Genomic DNA, 17344 nt, shown 5'->3' with positions numbered 1-17344 from the left:
AATAATTATCCAGAGGTCAACCAGGCAACCTGCAGTTTAATGACGCCTCAGGTGAAGGCAAGAATAATTCTCATCCGTTTTACGGTTACTGGGCGCGGCGGAATGTCAGGTTGTACCGGAACGCGCCAGCCTGCGGATGAATGCCCGCTTTAAGCGGCAAAATGCCGTGATAGCGCAGGCGCGACGGACCGCCCCACACCACGATATCACCGTGTTCCAGCAGCACGCGCTGCGTCGCATCGCCGCGCTCGAAGCCGCCAAACTGGAATACCGCCGGCAGGCCCAGCGACACCGAGACAATCGGCTGGCGTAAGTCCTTCTCATCTTTATCCTGATGCAGCGTCAGTTTGGCACCCGGCTCGTAGCGGTTAATCAGGCAGGCGTCCGGATTGAACCCGGCAAAACCGGCTTCCTGCGCGGTCTGCTGCGCCAGCGTGCGAAACAGCGCAGGCATCGGCGGCCATTTGCGACCGCTGCTGACGTCCTGTTCCGTGTACTGATAACCGCGCGAATCGGTGGACCAGCCAAAATCACCGCAGTTGGTCATGGCGACCGACATGCGATGGCCGCCCGGCGTGATGCGGTGGGCAAACGGGTTGAGCGCCGCTACGTCATGAATCGCCGCCAATAGCGCATCGGCCTGATCGCGCGCGCGACGAGGCAGGATCACCGCGCCCTCGGCCAGCGGTTCCTGCCATGGCGCGTCCTCACTAAATAGATCCAGCACAGTTACCTCCTGCCAGCTCAGGGCTGATCGATAAGAAACGATTTGAACTGTGGCGACATCCAGTGGCTGAAGCTGTCGCCCTGCTTCGTAATCAGATACACCGCCAGATGCTGTTTCAGCGCCAGCGCTTTGGCACGCTCGGTGCCGAGCACCATCAGCCCGGTGTCCCAGCCGTCAGCTTCCAGCGCGGTGGTGGCAATCACCGTGGCGGAGACCAGCCGGTGATCAATCGGTCGGCCGCTGGCCGGGTCGATCACGTGCGAGATGCGTTTGCCATCCAGTTCATAATAGTTGCGATAGCTGCCGGAGGTGCTGATGCCGTGCCCCTGCAGATCGACACGTGCCTCGACGGCGTTTTCGCGATCGGTCGGTTTCTGGATCGCGACCCGCCACGGCTGCTGGCTGGCGTTAAGGCCGCGACTCAGCACCGCGCCGCCCACCGACACCAGATAGTTGGTGATGCCCTGCTGCTCCATCAGCCGCGCCAGGTGATCGGTGGCGTAACCTTCGCCCATGGTGGAGAGATCCACATACAGGCCGGGCAGATCTTTCTGCAGCCACTGGCCGTTCACGGTTTCAATCACCCGCAGGTGCTGCAGGCCGGTCTGCGCTTTAGCAGCGGCAATAGCGGCATCCGATGGTGTGTGCGCCGGCTGCTGCGTCGGGCCAAAGCCCCACAGATTCACCAGCGGGCCGACGGTAATGTCCATCGCGCCGCCGGTCAGCTGACCGATGCGCAGCGCGCGGGTAACGATATCGGCCATATCGGCACTGATCGGCTGGGGATCTGCGCCCTGGTACTGATTAAAGCGCGACAGCACCGAGTCGTTTTTCCAGGTGGAGAGCTCGCCATCGTCGCGGTCGAGCTGCTGCTGAATTGCCTGCTGCAGCGCCGCTTTGCGCTGGGCATCAACGCCCGCCAGGCTCACCCGCCACACGGTACCCATGGTTTTGCCTTCCAGCACCAGCGCCTGCTGCGCCGGTTTTTGCTCGCACCCGCCGAGCAGCAGTGCTACCATGCCGGTCAGCAGAATGTTCTGAAAATTCATCAAATCCTCGTCTGTAACTCATTACTACAGCCTATTACAAAGCATAACTCGCTTGTAAAACCGTCTAAAGCTGCTTGAAGTTCAACACAGGCTGGCACAGCATACTGCGTTCCTGCACGAGAATCCTTACAGGAGCGACAGATGATTTATATGATTATTGCCATCACCGCCGGTTTGTTTTTTTACGGTAGCTTTCGTTGCTGGCAGCACTACCGCCATCGCCTGATTCAGCACTATCCGTCGCGCCGGCGTTAAGCTATTGCACCAGCGTCGCGCAGCCTGCACCGCTTCAGCGCTGGCGCAGTGTAACAAAGCGGCTAACAGGCGCGTGGCGCTGAGAGCGGTGGCATGGCATGAATTGTGCAGTGTTGATGTCAGGTTGAACATCAGCGAGGTGCACTATGAGCAAGGCAACGGGACAAAATGACAAATGGCAGCGCTGGCTAAGCTTTTCCGCCTTCACGCTGGCGGGCGTGGCGCTGGAGGGCAGCCTGCCGCCTGCGACAACACCTCCGCAGCAGGCGGCTAAGGCCAGACGCTGGCGTAACGCGCAGTAAATTACAGACCCAGCTCGCTCAGGCCCGGATGATCGTCCGGGCGTCTGCCGGCGGGCCAGTGAAACAGCCGCGCTTCAGCGCTAATCGGCAAGTCGTTGATACAGGCGAAGCGCTGAATCATCAGGCCATCGGCACCAAAGTGCCAGTTTTCGTTGCCGTAGCTGCGGAACCAGTTGCCGCTGTCATCATGCCACTCATAGGCAAAACGCACCGCCAGCTTATCCTGGTGCCACGCCCACAACTCTTTGATCAAACGATAATCCAGCTCGCGAACCCATTTGCGCTGCAGAAAGGTCACGACCTCCGCACGGCCGTTAACAAATTCGCTGCGATTGCGCCAGCGGGTATCTTCACTGTAAACCTGCGACACGCGCTGCGCATCGCAGCTGTTCCAGGCATCTTCTGCCATACGCACTTTTTCTAAGGCACTTTGATGATCAAACGGGGGGATGAGCATTTTTTATCTCCTGATGATGTAGACAGGTCTGTCTACTTGATTCATCCTGCCGTATGTAGACAATTCTGTCTACCCCCGAAAACAGGAATTTTTTCTTATGATCGCACCTCTGCTGTTTGATGCCAGCGCCAGCGCGCGTGACCGTATCCTGCTCAGCGCACAACAGCTGTTTTATGCGCAAGGCATTCGTGCAACCGGCATCGATAAAGTGATTGCCGCCGCTGGCGTGACTAAAGTGACCTTCTACCGCCACTTCCCGGCCAAAAATGACTTGATTCTGGCGTTTCTGCAGCAACGTCATCAGCGCTGGATGCACGGCTTTCGCAGCGCGCTGGCGCAGCAGCCCGCCATCAATGAGGCGCTGCCGGCGGCGTTACTGAGCTGGTTTCAGGAGGAGGATTTCCGCGGCTGTGCGTTTATCAATAGCGCGGCAGAACTGGCTGATACCCTGCCGGAAGCGAGCGCACTGATTCGCCAGCATAAGCGCGAGATGGCGGCCGCGATAGCCGAACGACTGAGTGCGGCGCAGCAGGCGATAACCGGCCAGATCGTGTTGCTGGTGGACGGTGCCATCGTGCAGGTTCAAATGGGGGAAACGGCGCAGCAGGTGACGGCCACGCTGCAGGCAGCGCTTAACGCGCTGCTGGCAAGCAGAGCGTGACCCGCAGGCCACGCTCTCCGGCTTAGAACTGGTAAACCAGGCCCAGCGCCACGATGTCGTCGGTGTTGATACCGGCCGCATCGGTGAAGTTGTTGTCGTCCAGCAGGTTGATCTGGTAATCAACATAGGTCGACATGTTTTTGTTGAAGTAATAGGTCGCACCCACGTCGACATATTTTTTCAGGTTCTGGCTGCCGTAACCTTCGATATCGCTGCCGCGTGAGGAAACGAAGGCCAGAGACGGACGCAGACCGAAGTCAAACTGATACTGTGCCACCAGTTCCCAGTTGTCCGCTTTGTTGGCGTAGCCGTACGCAGCGGAATCCACCGCACCAAAGCGGGTTGCGTTGTACGAACGGGTGTACATCGCCGCCAGATACACGTTGTTAGCGTCATATTTCAGACCGCCGGTGTAAGCTTCGGCTTTATCACCGCGACCGAGAATGCCTGGCGCGTTGCCGTTCTGATTGTTGGTACGGTCAGACTGGAACATCGCCGCACCCAGACCGAAGCCGGAGCCCAGATCGTAGGTGGTGCTCAGGCCCCAGCCGTCGCCGTTCTCACCCAGGACATCACGACCGGAAGAGGATTCGGTTGGGTTGTCGTTTTTGCCCTGATACTGAACGGCAAAGTTCCAGCCATCCACCAGACCGAAGAAGTTGCTGTTGCGGTAGGTCGCCAGACCGTTGCTGCGCTGGAACATGAAGTTGTCCGCGCCGTAGGTGTCGCCACCAAACTCGGGCAGCACGTCAGTCCAGGCGCCGATGTCATACAGTACGCCGTAGTTACGGCCGTAGTCGAACGAGCCCGCATCACCGAATTTCAGACCGGCGAAGCCGACACGGGTGTAGCTGTTAGCGGTGCCCTGCGATTCTGCGGTGTTCAGCGCAGCCTGGTACTCCCACTGACCGTAACCGGTCAGTTGGTCGGTCACCTGAGTTTCACCTTTAAAACCAAAACGCAGGTAAGACTGGTCACCGTCCTGGCCATCGTTGTCCGAGAAATAGTGCAGGCCGTCTACTTTGCCGTAGAGGTCTAATTTGTTGCCATCTTTGTTATAAATTTCAGCTGCGCTTGCTGATCCTGCAACCAGCAATGCAGGAATCATCAGGGAGAGAACGCGACGTTTCATTTTATTACCCTCTGTAATGTGCCTTTATATGTGCCACTGCAAACTGAACGCTTAAAAATTCAGCCGGCAAGCCATTGTTATTTTATGGAGAGCAATAATCTATCACGAAAATGATACTAAATTTCCGAAAGTGTTTCATTGTATTTAAAACTTATTTCTAAATGTAAGTTTTGCGGAACTAATAATCAGCACGCTTCGTCAAAAAATATCGCACTAATTGATAAACCGTATTTTATTCATTTAAAAACAGACAGATAAAATGATATAAGCTGCCGCACTGAATGATAAAACTTCACACCGCTCAGCGCATACAATTACTCCCGCTATCATCATTTATTTCATTATTACCTTCATTCACCCCGAATGAGAGATTTACCCTAATTCCCGCCGGACATGATTGTCCGGCATTTTTTTGCCCGCTATTTCTCACCGTCCTTGTCAATTTATGTAAACCTGCTTAGCTGGGTTAAATTAAGCACGCTTCACCCCGCCATTATTTGCCGCTTTTCGCACCATTTGTTTATCTCTTAGCCGTTACTGAGCAATGTTAATTTCCGGCCGTAATAAAGTTGAACAGGAATATAGCCGATGCGCTTGCCGCACCGCCCGAAAAATATTCTTTACTACTATTCAGTAAGTTATCGCCCAGCGTGAAATCGATTCCTTTACCATCTTAAGCCAAATTGCGGCCGATTCCGCTCATTTCAGCCCGCTTCAGCAGCGTAAAAACGGCCAGGAAATGTCTGGAAAAGCACAGCCTGCGGTAAAAGATCGGTAATATGCTGTTTTCTGGCGGCGTTATCGTCCTGCTTTCTGCGTTCATAGCGCGGTGACACGCCAGCTTTAATGCTAAACTTCGTCGCTCGAACGACTTATGACAACGACACCTCTATGACAGCACTGGACGCCGCACAGCCCAACAAATTGCATCAGCGTGTCAATCTGGGAACACGCATTGTTTTTCTCATCGCCGGTTTAAGCATGTCTGCCTGGGCACCGCTGGTGCCTTTTGCCAGCCAGCGTTTACAGCTGACGGGCGCGTCGCTGGGCGGCCTGCTGCTGTGTCTGGGCATTGGGTCACTGGCGGCCATGCCGGTAACCGGTGCGCTGGTGGCACGCTTTGGCTGTCGCCGCGTTATGCTGTGCTCCACGCTGGTGATACTGGCCGTACTGCCGCTGCTGGCGACGCTGGATGTGATGTGGCTGATGGCCGCCACGCTGATGGTGTTCGGCGCCGGACTTGGCATGCTGGACGTGGCCATGAACGTGCAGGCGGTGGAGGTTGAAAAAGCAGCAGCGAAGCCGATGATGTCAGGCTTTCACGGCTTCTTCAGCCTCGGCGGTATTCTTGGTGCCGGCGCGGTCAGCCTGCTACTGGGTGTCGGTTTAACACCGCTGCAGGCGGTGAGCGTTATCATGCTGCTGATCGTCCTGCTATTACTGTGCAGCCTGCCGACGCTGATGACGGAGCGCCTGCATCAGCCCGATCAACCCTGGCTGGTGATCCCGCGCGGCTGGGTCGCTTTCCTCGGCTGCCTGTGCTTTATTCTGTTCCTCGCGGAAGGGGCCGTGCTCGACTGGAGCGCCCTGCTGCTGCTGCAAAGCCCGGACATGAGCGTGGCGCACGCCGGTCTGGGTTACGCCATCTTCTCCATCGCCATGACCATTGGTCGTCTGACCGGCGATAAAGTGATTCAGCGCTTCGGGCGTTATCCGGTGATGCTGACCGGTGCACTGGCCGCCGCCGCGGGTATGACATTAGCGGTGTTGCTGCCGTGGCCGCAGGCGGCGCTGCTGGCCTTTTTGCTGGTAGGCTTTGGCCTGGCCAACACCGTGCCGATGCTGTTTAATGCCGCCGGTAATCAACGCGATATGCCGGCCAATCGGGCGATTTCCGCCATGACAACCCTCGGCTATGCAGGTATTCTTTCAGGTCCGGCTTTAATCGGCTTTATTTCCCAGTGGCTCAGCCTGAGCGGCGCGTTTTTACTTATCGCCCTGTTGCTGCTGGCGGTTGCTGCCAGCGCCCGGCTGGTTGCGCGTTAACTGCAGGATCCTGAGACACTTATGCTGCCTTATAAATTTCCCCTGACCTCCGGCAACGTAACGCGCTTTTTCGTGGTGTTTAACCTGGTGCTGTTCCTCGCGCTGGGCGCCATGGTGCATAACAGCGTCAATGCATGGATCATGGAAAAGCGCTATGCCATGACTGACCTGGCGCGTGCCATGCAGAAACGCATCGATGCCTATCGTTTTGCCACCTGGCAGATTTACGAAAATCTCGCCACCAGCGCTGCCGGCTCTGCGCCGAACAGCAGCCTGCAGGAGACGCGTCTGCGCCCGGACGTCTACTACCTGGAAAAAACCCGCCGCAAGACGGAAGCGCTGATTTTTGGCTCGCACGACAGCAGCACGCTGGATATGACCCTGCGCATGTCCAACTATCTCGACACGCTGTGGGGCGCTGAAAATCCGGCGTGGTCGATGTACTTTCTCAATGGTCAGGACAACAGCCTGATCATGATCTCGACCCTGCCGCTAAAGGATATGGCGACGCGCTACAAAGAGAGCGCGATCAATACGCTGGTGGACAGCCGCCGCGCCGAAATGCTGCAGCAGGCCAATGCGCTCGACGAGCGTGAAAGCTTCTCACCGCTGCGCCACTTTGCCTGGCAGAACGATCACTACTTCACCCTGCGCACCACCTTCAACCAGCCGGGTCATTTAGCCACGGTGGTGGCGTTTGATCTGCCGGTCAACGATCTGATCCCGCGCAATATGCCGCTGGAGAACTTCCAGCTGCGCCAGGATGCCAGCCAGCCCGGCAGTGCCACCGGCGATGATGCCAGCAGCGAAAGCACCGCAGTGGCGCTGGTGAACCCCAATCTCGAGATCGCCGCCACGCTGCCCAGCACCTCTTTGCAGCTGGTTTATCGCGTCCCGCTGGCCAGGCTGGCGATGGATACCCTGCACAACCTGCTGTGGCCGCTGCTGATCAATCTGGCGCTGTTCCTGCTGTCGATTGCCGGCATTACGCTGCTGCGTCAGCAGTCGCTGCGACCGAATGAGAACCAGAGCGCCGAACTTGATTCGCTGCGCATGCTGAATGAAGAGATTGTCGCCAGCCTGCCGGTCGGGCTGCTGGTGTATGACTTTGGCACCAACCGCACGCTGCTGAGCAACAAGATTGCCGAGCATCTGCTGCCGCACCTCAACCTGCAGAAAATCATCAATATGTCCGATCAGCATCAGGGCGTGCTGCAGGCCACCATTAACAACGAGGTGTATGAGATTCGCCACGCGCGCAGCATGCTCTCGCCGCACACTCAGCTGTTTATGATGCGCGATCAGGATCGCGAGCTGCTGGTGAATAAGAAGCTGCAAAAAGCACAGCAGGTGCTGGACCGTAACCACCAGATGCGCCAGCAGCTGATGCAGAATCTTGGCCATGCGCTGAATCGTCCGCTGCAGAGCATGGTGACGCAGCTGGTGCAGCTCAGCCAGCACAATGACGACGAGAGCGTGCTGGATCTGCTGGATGAGAGTCAGGGCCTGGCGCGGCTGGTGGATGACATCGTGCTACTCAACCGGCTGGAAGCCCACGACTGGTCGCCGGACGCCGGCGTGTTTAATCTGCAGGATCTGCTGGATGAGATTGCGCTGGAAAGCCTGCCGCTGCTGCGGCGCAAAGGGCTGACACTGGTGGTCAACAACCAGCTGGCGAACGATGAGATGCGTTTTGGCGATCGCCGCGCGCTGCGTAAAGTGCTGACCACGCTGATGCACTACGCGCTCACCACCACGCAGTGGGGCAAGATTTCCCTTGATATCAAAGCCAGCGACAGCAAAGCCAACAGCGTGCTGTTCCAGCTGGTGGATACCGGCTCGGGCCTGACCGGCGACGAGCTGGCCAACGTTGATTTCCCTTATCTCGGTGAAACCACCCAGGATCGCTACGGTCAGGCTTCCGGCATGGCGTTTTTCCTGTGTAAGCAGCTGTGTAAGCAGATGGGCGGCCAGCTGGAGATCATCGCCAAACCAGATATCGGCACGCGCTACAATATTCAGCTGCCACTGGCGCTGGAGCAGCAGAGCGAGCAGGAAGAGAAGCTGCTGGAAGGCGTGACGGCGCTGGTGGATATCGCGGTTGAGGACGTACACAAAATTGTCTGCCGCCACCTTGAGAACTGGGGGGCAAATTGCCTGACCTCGGACGAACGCCTGTCCGGTCAGGAGCATGATGTGCTGGTGACCGACGATCCGGCGCGCCTGCACGGCTGGGCGCTGTTACTGGCCGGTGACGAAATGGGGCATCACGCCCTCAACGACCAGCAATTCCGGGTCAATTTCAATCTCAGCAATGCGCTGCTTGATGCGCTGCTGGCCCTGATTGAGAAGCAACTGGCTCACGATTCGATAGAGGAGAGCGACGACGATGAGGCTGCCACGCCGCTGCTGAGCGGCGGCTATTTCCAGCTGTTTATGGAGACAGTACCGCCAGATGTGAAGAGACTGTATACTGAGTCGGCGGAGAAGGACTATCCCTCGCTTGCTCAGACAGCGCATCGCCTGAAAGGCGTGTTTGCCATGCTCAATTTACTGCCGGGTAAACAGCTTTGTGAAGAGTTAGAACAGCACATAAAACTGTGCGACGATTTAACCATTAAAAATACCACCAGTGAAATTGACGCGTACGTCAACCAACTGCTGCAGCAAGGTAACCAATAAGATGAATAACCTGAATGTAATTATTGCCGATGACCATCCAATCGTTCTGTTCGGTATCCGTAAGTCTCTGGAACAGATCGAATGGGTGAATGTGGTAGGTGAGTTTGAAGACTCAACAGCACTGATTAATAGCTTGTCCAAACTGGATGCCAACGTCCTGATTACTGACCTGTCAATGCCAGGCGAAAAGTACGGCGACGGCATCACGCTGATCAAGTACATCAAGCGTCACTATCCGGATCTCTCCATTATTGTTCTGACCATGAACAATAACCCGGCGATCCTGAGTGCGGTGCTGGATCTGGATATCGAAGGCATCGTGCTGAAGCAGGGTGCACCAACCGACCTGCCGAAAGCGCTGGCAGCCCTGCAGAAAGGCAAAAAGTACACGCCGGAAAGCGTGGCCAAACTGCTGGAGAAAATCAGCGCCGGCGGCTACGGCGACAAACGTCTGTCACCGAAAGAGAGCGAAGTGCTGCGTCTGTTCGCGGAAGGTTTCCTCGTCACCGAGATCGCCAAGAAGCTGAACCGCAGTATCAAAACCATCAGTAGCCAGAAGAAATCAGCGATGATGAAGCTGGGCGTGGATAACGATATCGCGCTGCTGAACTACCTCTCTTCCGTCAGCGCCACTCAGGTCGACAAAGAGTAAAGCCAAAAGGCGCACATCGGGTGCGCCTCTTTTCCCTGCCCTGCCCTCCGCACACAACGTCATCGCTTTGTCATTCAGTAAGCTCGGGGAACGTATTGCCGCTTGCCGCACCGGCATAAACCCATCCATGGAGCCTGCTGCCGCGGAGGCTGCTGCAAGCGGCAATACGTCCCCCTCCCCTCAGACTCTTTTCATCGCTGTAAGATGCCAGGCGCGGACTGACAGGATAGTACCTGATTCAGCAGCACATTTGCTGAGAGGAAGGGGAGAGGTTGAGCTAAGCCGGACGTCACGCGGCAGGGATGCCGCGTGCCGAGGCACGCATGGATGCGGCCGTTGCCGATCCGGCGTGCTCAACCTCTTCTCTGACCAGGCAAAACGCTACCGCGACGAATATCAAAGGGTCATGCCCGACTTCAGGATTCACGCGCCTTGCGCACCCTCTCTGCATACAGCGCCAGCGTGGTTTTCAGCACATCCAGCGTCACCGGTTTTGACAGGCAGTTATCCATGCCGGCGTCCATACAGCGCTGTTTCTCTTCCGCCAGTGCGTTAGCAGTCACCCCAATCACCGGGAAAGCGTGCCCCAGCTGGCGCAGGCGCTGCGTCAGACGGTAGCCGTCCATGTTAGGCATGTTGACGTCGCTGAGCACGATGTCGATGTGGTTGCGGCTGAGCACATTAAGCGCATCAACCCCGTCCTGCGCCGTTTTGGTCTGATAGCCCAGCGTGCCGAGCTGTTCGGACAGCAGCATGCGGTTGATAGGATGATCATCGACAATCAGCACCATGATGTCTTCATAGCTGGATGCCGCCTGCGGTACCGGCAGCTCCAGCGTGGTCGCGGTTTCGCTGTCGATGGCGATGCGGTAAATCCGCCCCAGTAGCAGCGGCAGATCGTGCAGCGTCGCGCTGCTGTGCACCCACTGGCCAGCCGCGGTTTCCTGCGGCATATCAATGTGTTCTCCGCAGATGCGAATGCGCGCACGCACCGTCTGCGCTGGCACCTCGTGGTGATCGCAGATGATCACATCGTCCGGTGCAGCCCGTCCCTGATAATGCGCGGCCTGGATGCCCTGCTGCTGCAGCAGACGCAGCAGGAATGCCGCCAGATAATCGTTACGCAGATCCAGCCAGATGGCTTTCTCCTGCAGGCCATCCAGCAGCGGCGGCGCGGGCTGCTGCCCGGCATAAATCGGGATGCGCACGATAAACTGGCTGCCCATGCCCGGTTCAGAATCGACTTCGATGTCGCCATCCATCATGTTGATGAGCTTTTCACAAATCGCCAGTCCCAGCCCGGTGCCCTGGAAGTTACGCTGCACGCCGGAGCCGACCTGGAAGAACGGGTCGAACAGGCGCGTTATCTCCTTCGCCGGGATACCCACGCCGGTGTCGCGCACGCGAAACGCCAGATAGCCCTCTTTGACATAGGCGTGCAGGATAATGCAGCCGGTATGGGTGAACTTGATGGCGTTATTCAGCAGGTTGGAGATCACCTGCTGCAGGCGCAGCGGATCGCCATCCAGCGCCAGCGGCACATCGTTCTCAATGAACACATACAGCGTCAGGCGCTTGCGCACCACCAGCGACAGATAGTTGCTGGCAATATGGTTGACCACCTCGCGCGGCGAGAACGGACGCGGCTCAATCTTCAGCTGCTCGGACTCGATCTTCGAGAAGTCGAGAATATCGCTGATGATTTTCAGCAGCAGGCTGGACGAGTTGTTCATCGCCGTGACCAGCGAATCCACGCCTTTCGGCAGCGATTTGGTCTGCAGCAGATCGAGGTTACCGATGATACCGTACAGCGGCGTACGCAGTTCGTGGCTGACGGTGGCAAGGAACATCGACTTCGACTGGCTGGCCTGCTCGGCGGCGTGCGCCATCTCCTGCAGCGACTGCTCCATGCGCACGCGCGCCGAAACGTCGACCAGCACGCAAATCGCCACGTTCTCATTGCGGTAGCGCGAATGAACAAAGCTGATTTGCAGGTTGGTGTTGCTGCCGGTCAGCATGTCGACAAAGTTGACCTGCTGGCCGCCAATGATTTCATTCAGCCGCTGGCGATCTTCCTGCGTCAGCAGCGTCAGATAGTTATGCGCCAGTTCATTGCTGAGAATGTTGGTGCCGTCGCTGGTGCGCAAAATACAGATGCCGACCGGCGCTGATGCGACAATCTTGCGGTTGAACTGCTCGTGCTCCTCCAGCCGATGAGCATTATCTTCCGCCGGCAGGAACATGCGGCGTTCAAACACCCACGCCAGCGTGAACAGCACGATGGCGCTGAGGATGTTGAGCAGCAGCGCGTTGATCAGCATCAGCTTGAGCTGATCCATCAGCACATCGGTCGACAACGACCATACCACATTGAGGCTGGACGGCGGCAGCGGCTTTTTCAGCACCAGCTGACGATAGCCGTCGAGATAACCAAACCAGGTGCTGCTGTCCGGCAGATCGTCCAGCGAATAGCCGGGCCCGCCGCGTCGCGAGCTGATCAGCGGGCGGTAATTCTCATCGGTGATGGTGGCGACCAGCGGCAGGCCTCCCGGCTGGATAAACTCATCCAGGCGGATGTTCTGCTCCACACCGAGCAGCGCCTGCAGTTTGTTGGCGACGTAGACCGGCACCACCATGTAGAAGTTGCCGATACCTGGCTGACTGCTGTTGGTGATCCAGTACATCGGATTGCGCCGCTCTTCTTCGTTGCCGCTGCGGTAGTGCAGCACGTTTTCACGCAGCGCCTTCAGGCTGCGTTCGCGATCGACCGGATTGTTGTTACCGATGGTGAAGTCTGCCAGGCACTGATTTTCGCCGCCAATGAAGAACACCCGATTGAGTTCATAGGCCGAGGCAAAATTGCTTTTCCAGTAATTGATGAAATAGCTCAGTGAATCGAGCGAGTTACGCCAGGTATTACTCATTGAGGTGCAGTCGCCGTCGGAAAACAGCGGCGTAAACTGCGGCAGCGTGCCTTTATTACCGGGCAGGCCGTTGAGCATATCCAGCCCGTTAACGCTGCTGCTCAGGCGATTCTCGGTGATGTACTTGAGCTCGCGCATCACATCCGCTGAGTGGCGCACGTACCACTCGGCCTGACCATAATTGGTGGCAAACTCCTGGCGCACCGCGTTCTCTTTCTCATGCAGCACATTGATGATGTAAAACGTGGTCAACAGTGCGCCCAGCGACCAGAGCAGCAGTGCCAGCGCACGAAACAGATAGCGCGAGATGCGAAGCGTGGTGCGAAAGGAGACGAGATATTTCAAAAGAGACTCACTGGCGGCAAGGGTTATCGGGACGGTGAAAAGTTCTCATACACTAGCTTCATCGCTGTGAAAAAGCCAGTTGGCACGCGACTTTGGGAGTGAAAGTCAGATAAAAAAAACGGCAGGTCAGTTGCCCTGACCTGCCGCGTATTGGATACGTCGAAGCGTTACTCTTCGTCGTCTGCTTCCGGTGCGTCGTCTTCCGTATCGACTTCCGGTGCAATATCCTCTTCGCCTTCTGCTACGCTACCGTCGATGGCGTCGAGTTCTTCCTCTTCCACCGGTTCAGCAACGCGCTGCAGGCCGACCACGTTTTCATCTTCCGCGGTGCGAATCAGGATCACGCCCTGCGTATTACGGCCCACCACGCTGACTTCCGACACGCGGGTACGCACCAGCGTCCCGGCATCGGTGATCATCATGATCTGATCGCTATCCACCACCTGTACCGCGCCGACCACCGGCCCGTTACGTTCGGTGACTTTAATCGAGATCACGCCCTGCGTGGCGCGCGATTTGGTCGGATACTCACTGTTGGCGGTACGTTTACCGTAGCCGTTCTGCGTCACGGTAAGAATCGCACCCTCTTCGCGTGGCACAATCAGCGACACCACTTTGTCGCCTTCGGCCAGCCTGATGCCACGTACGCCCGAAGCCGAACGGCCCATGGCGCGCACTGCGCTTTCCGCAAAGCGCACCACTTTACCGGCGGCAGAGAACAGCATCGCTTCGTCGTTACCGTTGGTCAGCGCCACGCCAATCAGCTCATCGTCTTCACGCAGGTTGATGGCAATAATGCCGGCACTGCGCGGACGGCTGAATTCCTGCAGCGCGGTTTTCTTCACGGTACCGTCAGCGGTTGCCATGAAGATGTTGAAGCCTTCGGTGTACTCGCGCACCGGCAGAATCGCCGTGATACGCTCGTTGGCTTCCAGCGGCAGCAGGTTGACGATAGGACGACCGCGCGCGCCACGGCTGGCTTCCGGCAGCTGATAGACCTTCATCCAGTAGAGACGGCCACGGCTGGAGAAGCACAGAATGGTGTCGTGGGTGTTGGCCACCAGCAGACGATCGATAAAGTCTTCTTCTTTGATTCGCGCCGCCGATTTGCCTTTACCGCCGCGACGCTGGGCTTCATAGTCCGTCAGCGGCTGGTATTTGACGTAACCCTGATGCGACAGGGTGACCACCACATCTTCCTGATTGATCAGGTCTTCGATGTTGATGTCGGCGCTGTTGGCGGTGATTTCCGTACGGCGCGCATCGCCAAACTGATCGCGCATTGCGACCAGCTCTTCACGGATCACTTCCATCAGACGTTCAGCGCTCTGCAGGATGTGAATCAGTTCGGCGATCTGGTCCAGCAGCTCTTTGTACTCGTCGAGCAGTTTTTCGTGCTCAAGGCCGGTCAGTTTCTGCAGACGCAGATCGAGAATCGCCTGTGCCTGCTGCTCGGTCAGGTAGTAGCGACCGTCGCGGATACCGAACTCGGGTTCCAGCCACTCCGGACGCGCGGCGTCGTCACCGGCACGTTCCAGCATGGCTGACACGTTACCGAGATCCCACGACTGCGCCAGCAGGCCGCTTTTCGCTTCGGCTGGCGTCGGAGCCCGACGAATCAGCTCGATAATCGGATCGATGTTGGCCAGCGCAATCGCCAGACCTTCAAGAATGTGCGCACGATCGCGCGCTTTGCGCAGTTCGAAGATGGTACGACGCGTCACCACTTCACGGCGGTGGCGAACGAAGGCTTCGATGATCTCCTTCAGCGTCATGATCTTCGGCTGACCCTGATGCAGGGCAACCATGTTGATGCCGAATGAGACCTGCAGCTGCGTCAGCGAATAGAGGTTATTGAGCACCACTTCGCCGACCGCATCGCGCTTCACTTCGATCACGATGCGCATGCCGTCTTTGTCAGATTCGTCGCGCAGGCCGCTGATGCCTTCAACGCGTTTCTCTTTGACCAGCTCGGCAATTTTCTCGATCAGACGCGCTTTGTTCACCTGATACGGGATTTCATTGACGATGATGGTTTCGCGACCGGTTTTGGCGTCGGTTTCGATCTCGCCGCGCGCGCGGATATAAATCTTACCGCGCCCGGTGCGATAGGCTTCTTCAATACCGCGGCGGCCGTTAATGAAGGCGGCGGTCGGGAAGTCCGGCCCGGTAATGTGCTCCATCAGCCCTTCTACGCTGATGTTTTCATCTTCGATGAACGCCAGGCAGCCGTTGATCACTTCCGTCAGGTTGTGAGGCGGAATGTTGGTCGCCATGCCCACGGCAATACCGGAGGAGCCGTTGATCAGCAGGTTAGGAATTTTGGTCGGCAGGACTTCAGGGATCTGCTCGGTGCCGTCATAGTTCGGCACAAAGTCGACCGTCTCTTTTTCCAGGTCAGCCAGCAGTTCAGAGGAGATCTTTGCCATGCGCACTTCGGTATAACGCATCGCTGCGGCGGAGTCGCCGTCGACCGAACCAAAGTTACCCTGACCGTCGACCAGCATGTAGCGCAGGGAGAACGGCTGGGCCATACGCACGATACTTTCGTATACCGCAGAGTCACCGTGTGGGTGATATTTACCGATAACGTCACCGACCACACGGGCAGATTTTTTATAGGGTTTATTCCAGTCGTTACCCAGTTCGCTCATGGCGTAAAGCACACGGCGATGCACCGGCTTCAGGCCATCACGTACATCGGGTAAGGCTCGGCCAACGATGACCGACATGGCGTAATCGAGGTAGGAGTTTTTCAACTCTTCTTCGATATTGACCGGTGTAATTTCTCTCGCAAGGTCGCTCATGGAGCCGCTATCCCTCTACATAATCCCGGATTTTAAAGGTGCGAAAGTATATCACATCGCTTGCGTGCGGTGAACGTAAAGCAGGGTTTTGTGGCGCTTTTCCTTTGCGCTGAGAGATGCCTCGCAGGGTTTATGCGTTTATACTGGTGGCATATTTTGTCAGGAGTCATGATTCAATGAATGAACAACCGCAGGAAAGCCGCCAGAACGTCGACCACGCCGAAATTGCCAAGTTTGAGGCGGTCGCATCGCGCTGGTGGGATTTAGAGGGTGAATTTAAGCCGTTACACCGCATCAATCCCCTGCGTCTTGGCTGGATTGCGCAGCACAGTCATGGACTGTTCGGTAAGAAAGTGCTGGATGTCGGCTGCGGCGGCGGCATTCTCGCCGAGAGCATGGCGCGCGAAGGCGCTGAGGTCACTGGTCTGGACATGGGCGCCGAGCCGCTGGAAGTGGCGCGTCTGCACGCGCTGGAGAGCGGCGTAAGCATCAACTATGTGCAGCAGACCGTCGAAGCGCATGCGGCCAGCCACGCCGGTCAGTATGACGTGGTGACCTGTATGGAGATGCTGGAGCACGTACCCGATCCGCGTTCCGTGGTGCTGGCCTGCGCCCAGCTGGTGAAGCCGGGCGGCGAAGTGTTCTTCTCTACCATTAACCGTAACCCGAAAGCCTGGCTGCTGGCGGTGTTCGGTGCCGAATACGTGCTGCGCATGGTGCCGCGCGGTACCCATGACGTGAAGAAATTTATTCGTCCTGCCGAGCTGCTGAACTGGGTGGATGAGACTGCCCTGCGTGAACGCAACATGATTGGCCTGCACTACAATCCGCTGACCAACCAGTTCCGCCTCGGCCGCGGCGTGGACGTCAATTACATGGTGCATACCCACCGTCAGGCGTAAAGCACGCATTTCGCCTGCATGCCCGTATGCAGCGCGTTCGTAGTAGCGCGATCACTCGCGCTGCTACGGATTGTGTAACCTGCGGTTTGCTTAACCGAACGGCAAATCAGCAATCCTTCTTTCACTCCCGGTCGCGCCAGGTTTATCACTCGCTGGCCCTATCCAGATCAATTTCCTTTTAGACGCTGCGATGCGCTTTTTGTAAGGTGAAAAGGTCATAAAAAATTCATAAGCAATGGCAGATAAGTGCGCTGCTGGCGGAGCGCTGCGGGCTTTTTTTGCCTGGGAAATTTCCTGAATCGCGGCGGTTGAGCAATAAACACGCGCTCGATCAAAAATTGAAAAAAAACCTGTTTTCCGTTGACACCAGGTGCAGGCCTTGTGGCATGGGGATCCAGGATTT

At 57.1% G+C, this 17344-nt stretch carries 12 protein-coding genes; 6 read left to right on the top strand and 6 right to left on the bottom strand.

From position 1 onward, the window contains the following. Positions 1–85 precede the first annotated feature (85 nt). Both alkB and apbE read right to left on the bottom strand, forming a co-directional pair. On the bottom strand, positions 86–727 hold the full coding sequence (gene alkB / locus MXF20_RS10420; RefSeq protein ID WP_325969191.1) for a DNA oxidative demethylase AlkB: 642 nt from the start codon (positions 725–727) through the stop codon (positions 86–88). A gap of 17 nt (positions 728–744) precedes the next feature. Beyond that, positions 745–1776: an FAD:protein FMN transferase ApbE gene (gene apbE / locus MXF20_RS10415; RefSeq protein ID WP_325969189.1), complete on the bottom strand. Its 1032-nt coding sequence runs from the start codon at positions 1774–1776 to the stop codon at positions 745–747. Between the two features lie 401 nt (positions 1777–2177). Between apbE and MXF20_RS10405 the strand changes: the two genes are divergently transcribed. After that, positions 2178–2333 (top strand): hypothetical protein, encoded by a 156-nt coding sequence (locus MXF20_RS10405; protein WP_325969186.1) that lies wholly within the window; start codon positions 2178–2180, stop codon positions 2331–2333. Position 2334: 1 nt separating this feature from the next. Here the strand turns inward: MXF20_RS10405 and MXF20_RS10400 are convergent, their stop codons facing one another. Further along, positions 2335–2790, bottom strand: coding sequence for a nuclear transport factor 2 family protein (locus tag MXF20_RS10400; protein WP_325969185.1), 456 nt, complete (start codon positions 2788–2790; stop codon positions 2335–2337). Positions 2791–2887: 97 nt separating this feature from the next. Between MXF20_RS10400 and MXF20_RS10395 the strand changes: the two genes are divergently transcribed. Then, entirely contained in the window at positions 2888–3451 is a 564-nt protein-coding gene (locus MXF20_RS10395) for a TetR/AcrR family transcriptional regulator (RefSeq protein WP_325969184.1), read from the top strand. Positions 3452–3473: 22 nt separating this feature from the next. Here MXF20_RS10395 and ompC read toward each other — a convergent pair whose 3' ends face one another. Beyond that, positions 3474–4583 (bottom strand): porin OmpC, encoded by a 1110-nt coding sequence (gene ompC, locus MXF20_RS10390; RefSeq protein WP_031280043.1) that lies wholly within the window; start codon positions 4581–4583, stop codon positions 3474–3476. Between the two features lie 891 nt (positions 4584–5474). On the opposite strand from ompC, the gene MXF20_RS10385 reads away from it, so the two are divergent. Genes MXF20_RS10385 through rcsB form a run of 3 tightly spaced genes read left to right on the top strand, consistent with a single transcriptional unit; the run spans position 5475 to position 9963 of the window. Continuing rightward, the gene (locus MXF20_RS10385; RefSeq protein WP_325969183.1) at positions 5475–6629 is read left to right on the top strand and encodes an MFS transporter; all 1155 of its coding nucleotides are present in this window, start codon (positions 5475–5477) and stop codon (positions 6627–6629) included. 24 nt (positions 6630–6653) lie between these two features. Next, positions 6654–9311: a phosphotransferase RcsD gene (rcsD, locus tag MXF20_RS10380; protein WP_325969453.1), complete on the top strand. Its 2658-nt coding sequence runs from the start codon at positions 6654–6656 to the stop codon at positions 9309–9311. A 1-nt stretch (position 9312) separates the two neighbouring features. Then, on the top strand, positions 9313–9963 hold the full coding sequence (rcsB, locus tag MXF20_RS10375; RefSeq protein ID WP_013509853.1) for a response regulator transcription factor RcsB: 651 nt from the start codon (positions 9313–9315) through the stop codon (positions 9961–9963). Positions 9964–10379: 416 nt separating this feature from the next. Here the strand turns inward: rcsB and rcsC are convergent, their stop codons facing one another. Further along, positions 10380–13232: a two-component system sensor histidine kinase RcsC gene (gene rcsC, locus MXF20_RS10370; RefSeq protein WP_325969181.1), complete on the bottom strand. Its 2853-nt coding sequence runs from the start codon at positions 13230–13232 to the stop codon at positions 10380–10382. A gap of 167 nt (positions 13233–13399) precedes the next feature. After that, a complete protein-coding gene (gyrA, locus tag MXF20_RS10365; protein ID WP_325969180.1) occupies positions 13400–16039 on the bottom strand; it encodes a DNA topoisomerase (ATP-hydrolyzing) subunit A in 2640 nt (879 codons plus the stop codon). Positions 16040–16215: 176 nt separating this feature from the next. Here gyrA and ubiG point away from each other — a divergent pair, with 176 nt between their 5' ends. Continuing rightward, entirely contained in the window at positions 16216–16941 is a 726-nt protein-coding gene (gene ubiG, locus MXF20_RS10360) for a bifunctional 2-polyprenyl-6-hydroxyphenol methylase/3-demethylubiquinol 3-O-methyltransferase UbiG (protein ID WP_325969178.1), read from the top strand. Positions 16942–17344 lie beyond the last annotated feature (403 nt).

The sequence above is a fragment of the Pantoea dispersa genome (genome assembly GCF_035783935.1).
Lineage (GTDB): Bacteria > Pseudomonadota > Gammaproteobacteria > Enterobacterales > Enterobacteriaceae > Pantoea > Pantoea dispersa_C.
Note: the sequence above shows the minus strand (reverse complement) of the source record. Positions and strands in the feature narration are given on the sequence as shown.

Excerpts from the sequence above, each read along its gene's own strand:
- ompC (WP_031280043.1), bottom strand. The coding sequence starts at position 4,583 with ATGAAACGTCGCGTTCTCTCCCTGATGATTCCTGCATTGCTGGTTGCA.
- rcsB (WP_013509853.1), top strand. The coding sequence starts at position 9,313 with ATGAATAACCTGAATGTAATTATTGCCGATGACCATCCAATCGTTCTG.
- gyrA (WP_325969180.1), bottom strand. The coding sequence starts at position 16,039 with ATGAGCGACCTTGCGAGAGAAATTACACCGGTCAATATCGAAGAAGAG.
- MXF20_RS10405 (WP_325969186.1), top strand. The coding sequence starts at position 2,178 with ATGAGCAAGGCAACGGGACAAAATGACAAATGGCAGCGCTGGCTAAGC.
- MXF20_RS10395 (WP_325969184.1), top strand. The coding sequence starts at position 2,888 with ATGATCGCACCTCTGCTGTTTGATGCCAGCGCCAGCGCGCGTGACCGT.
- ubiG (WP_325969178.1), top strand. The coding sequence starts at position 16,216 with ATGAATGAACAACCGCAGGAAAGCCGCCAGAACGTCGACCACGCCGAA.
- MXF20_RS10385 (WP_325969183.1), top strand. The coding sequence starts at position 5,475 with ATGACAGCACTGGACGCCGCACAGCCCAACAAATTGCATCAGCGTGTC.
- MXF20_RS10400 (WP_325969185.1), bottom strand. The coding sequence starts at position 2,790 with ATGCTCATCCCCCCGTTTGATCATCAAAGTGCCTTAGAAAAAGTGCGT.
- apbE (WP_325969189.1), bottom strand. The coding sequence starts at position 1,776 with ATGAATTTTCAGAACATTCTGCTGACCGGCATGGTAGCACTGCTGCTC.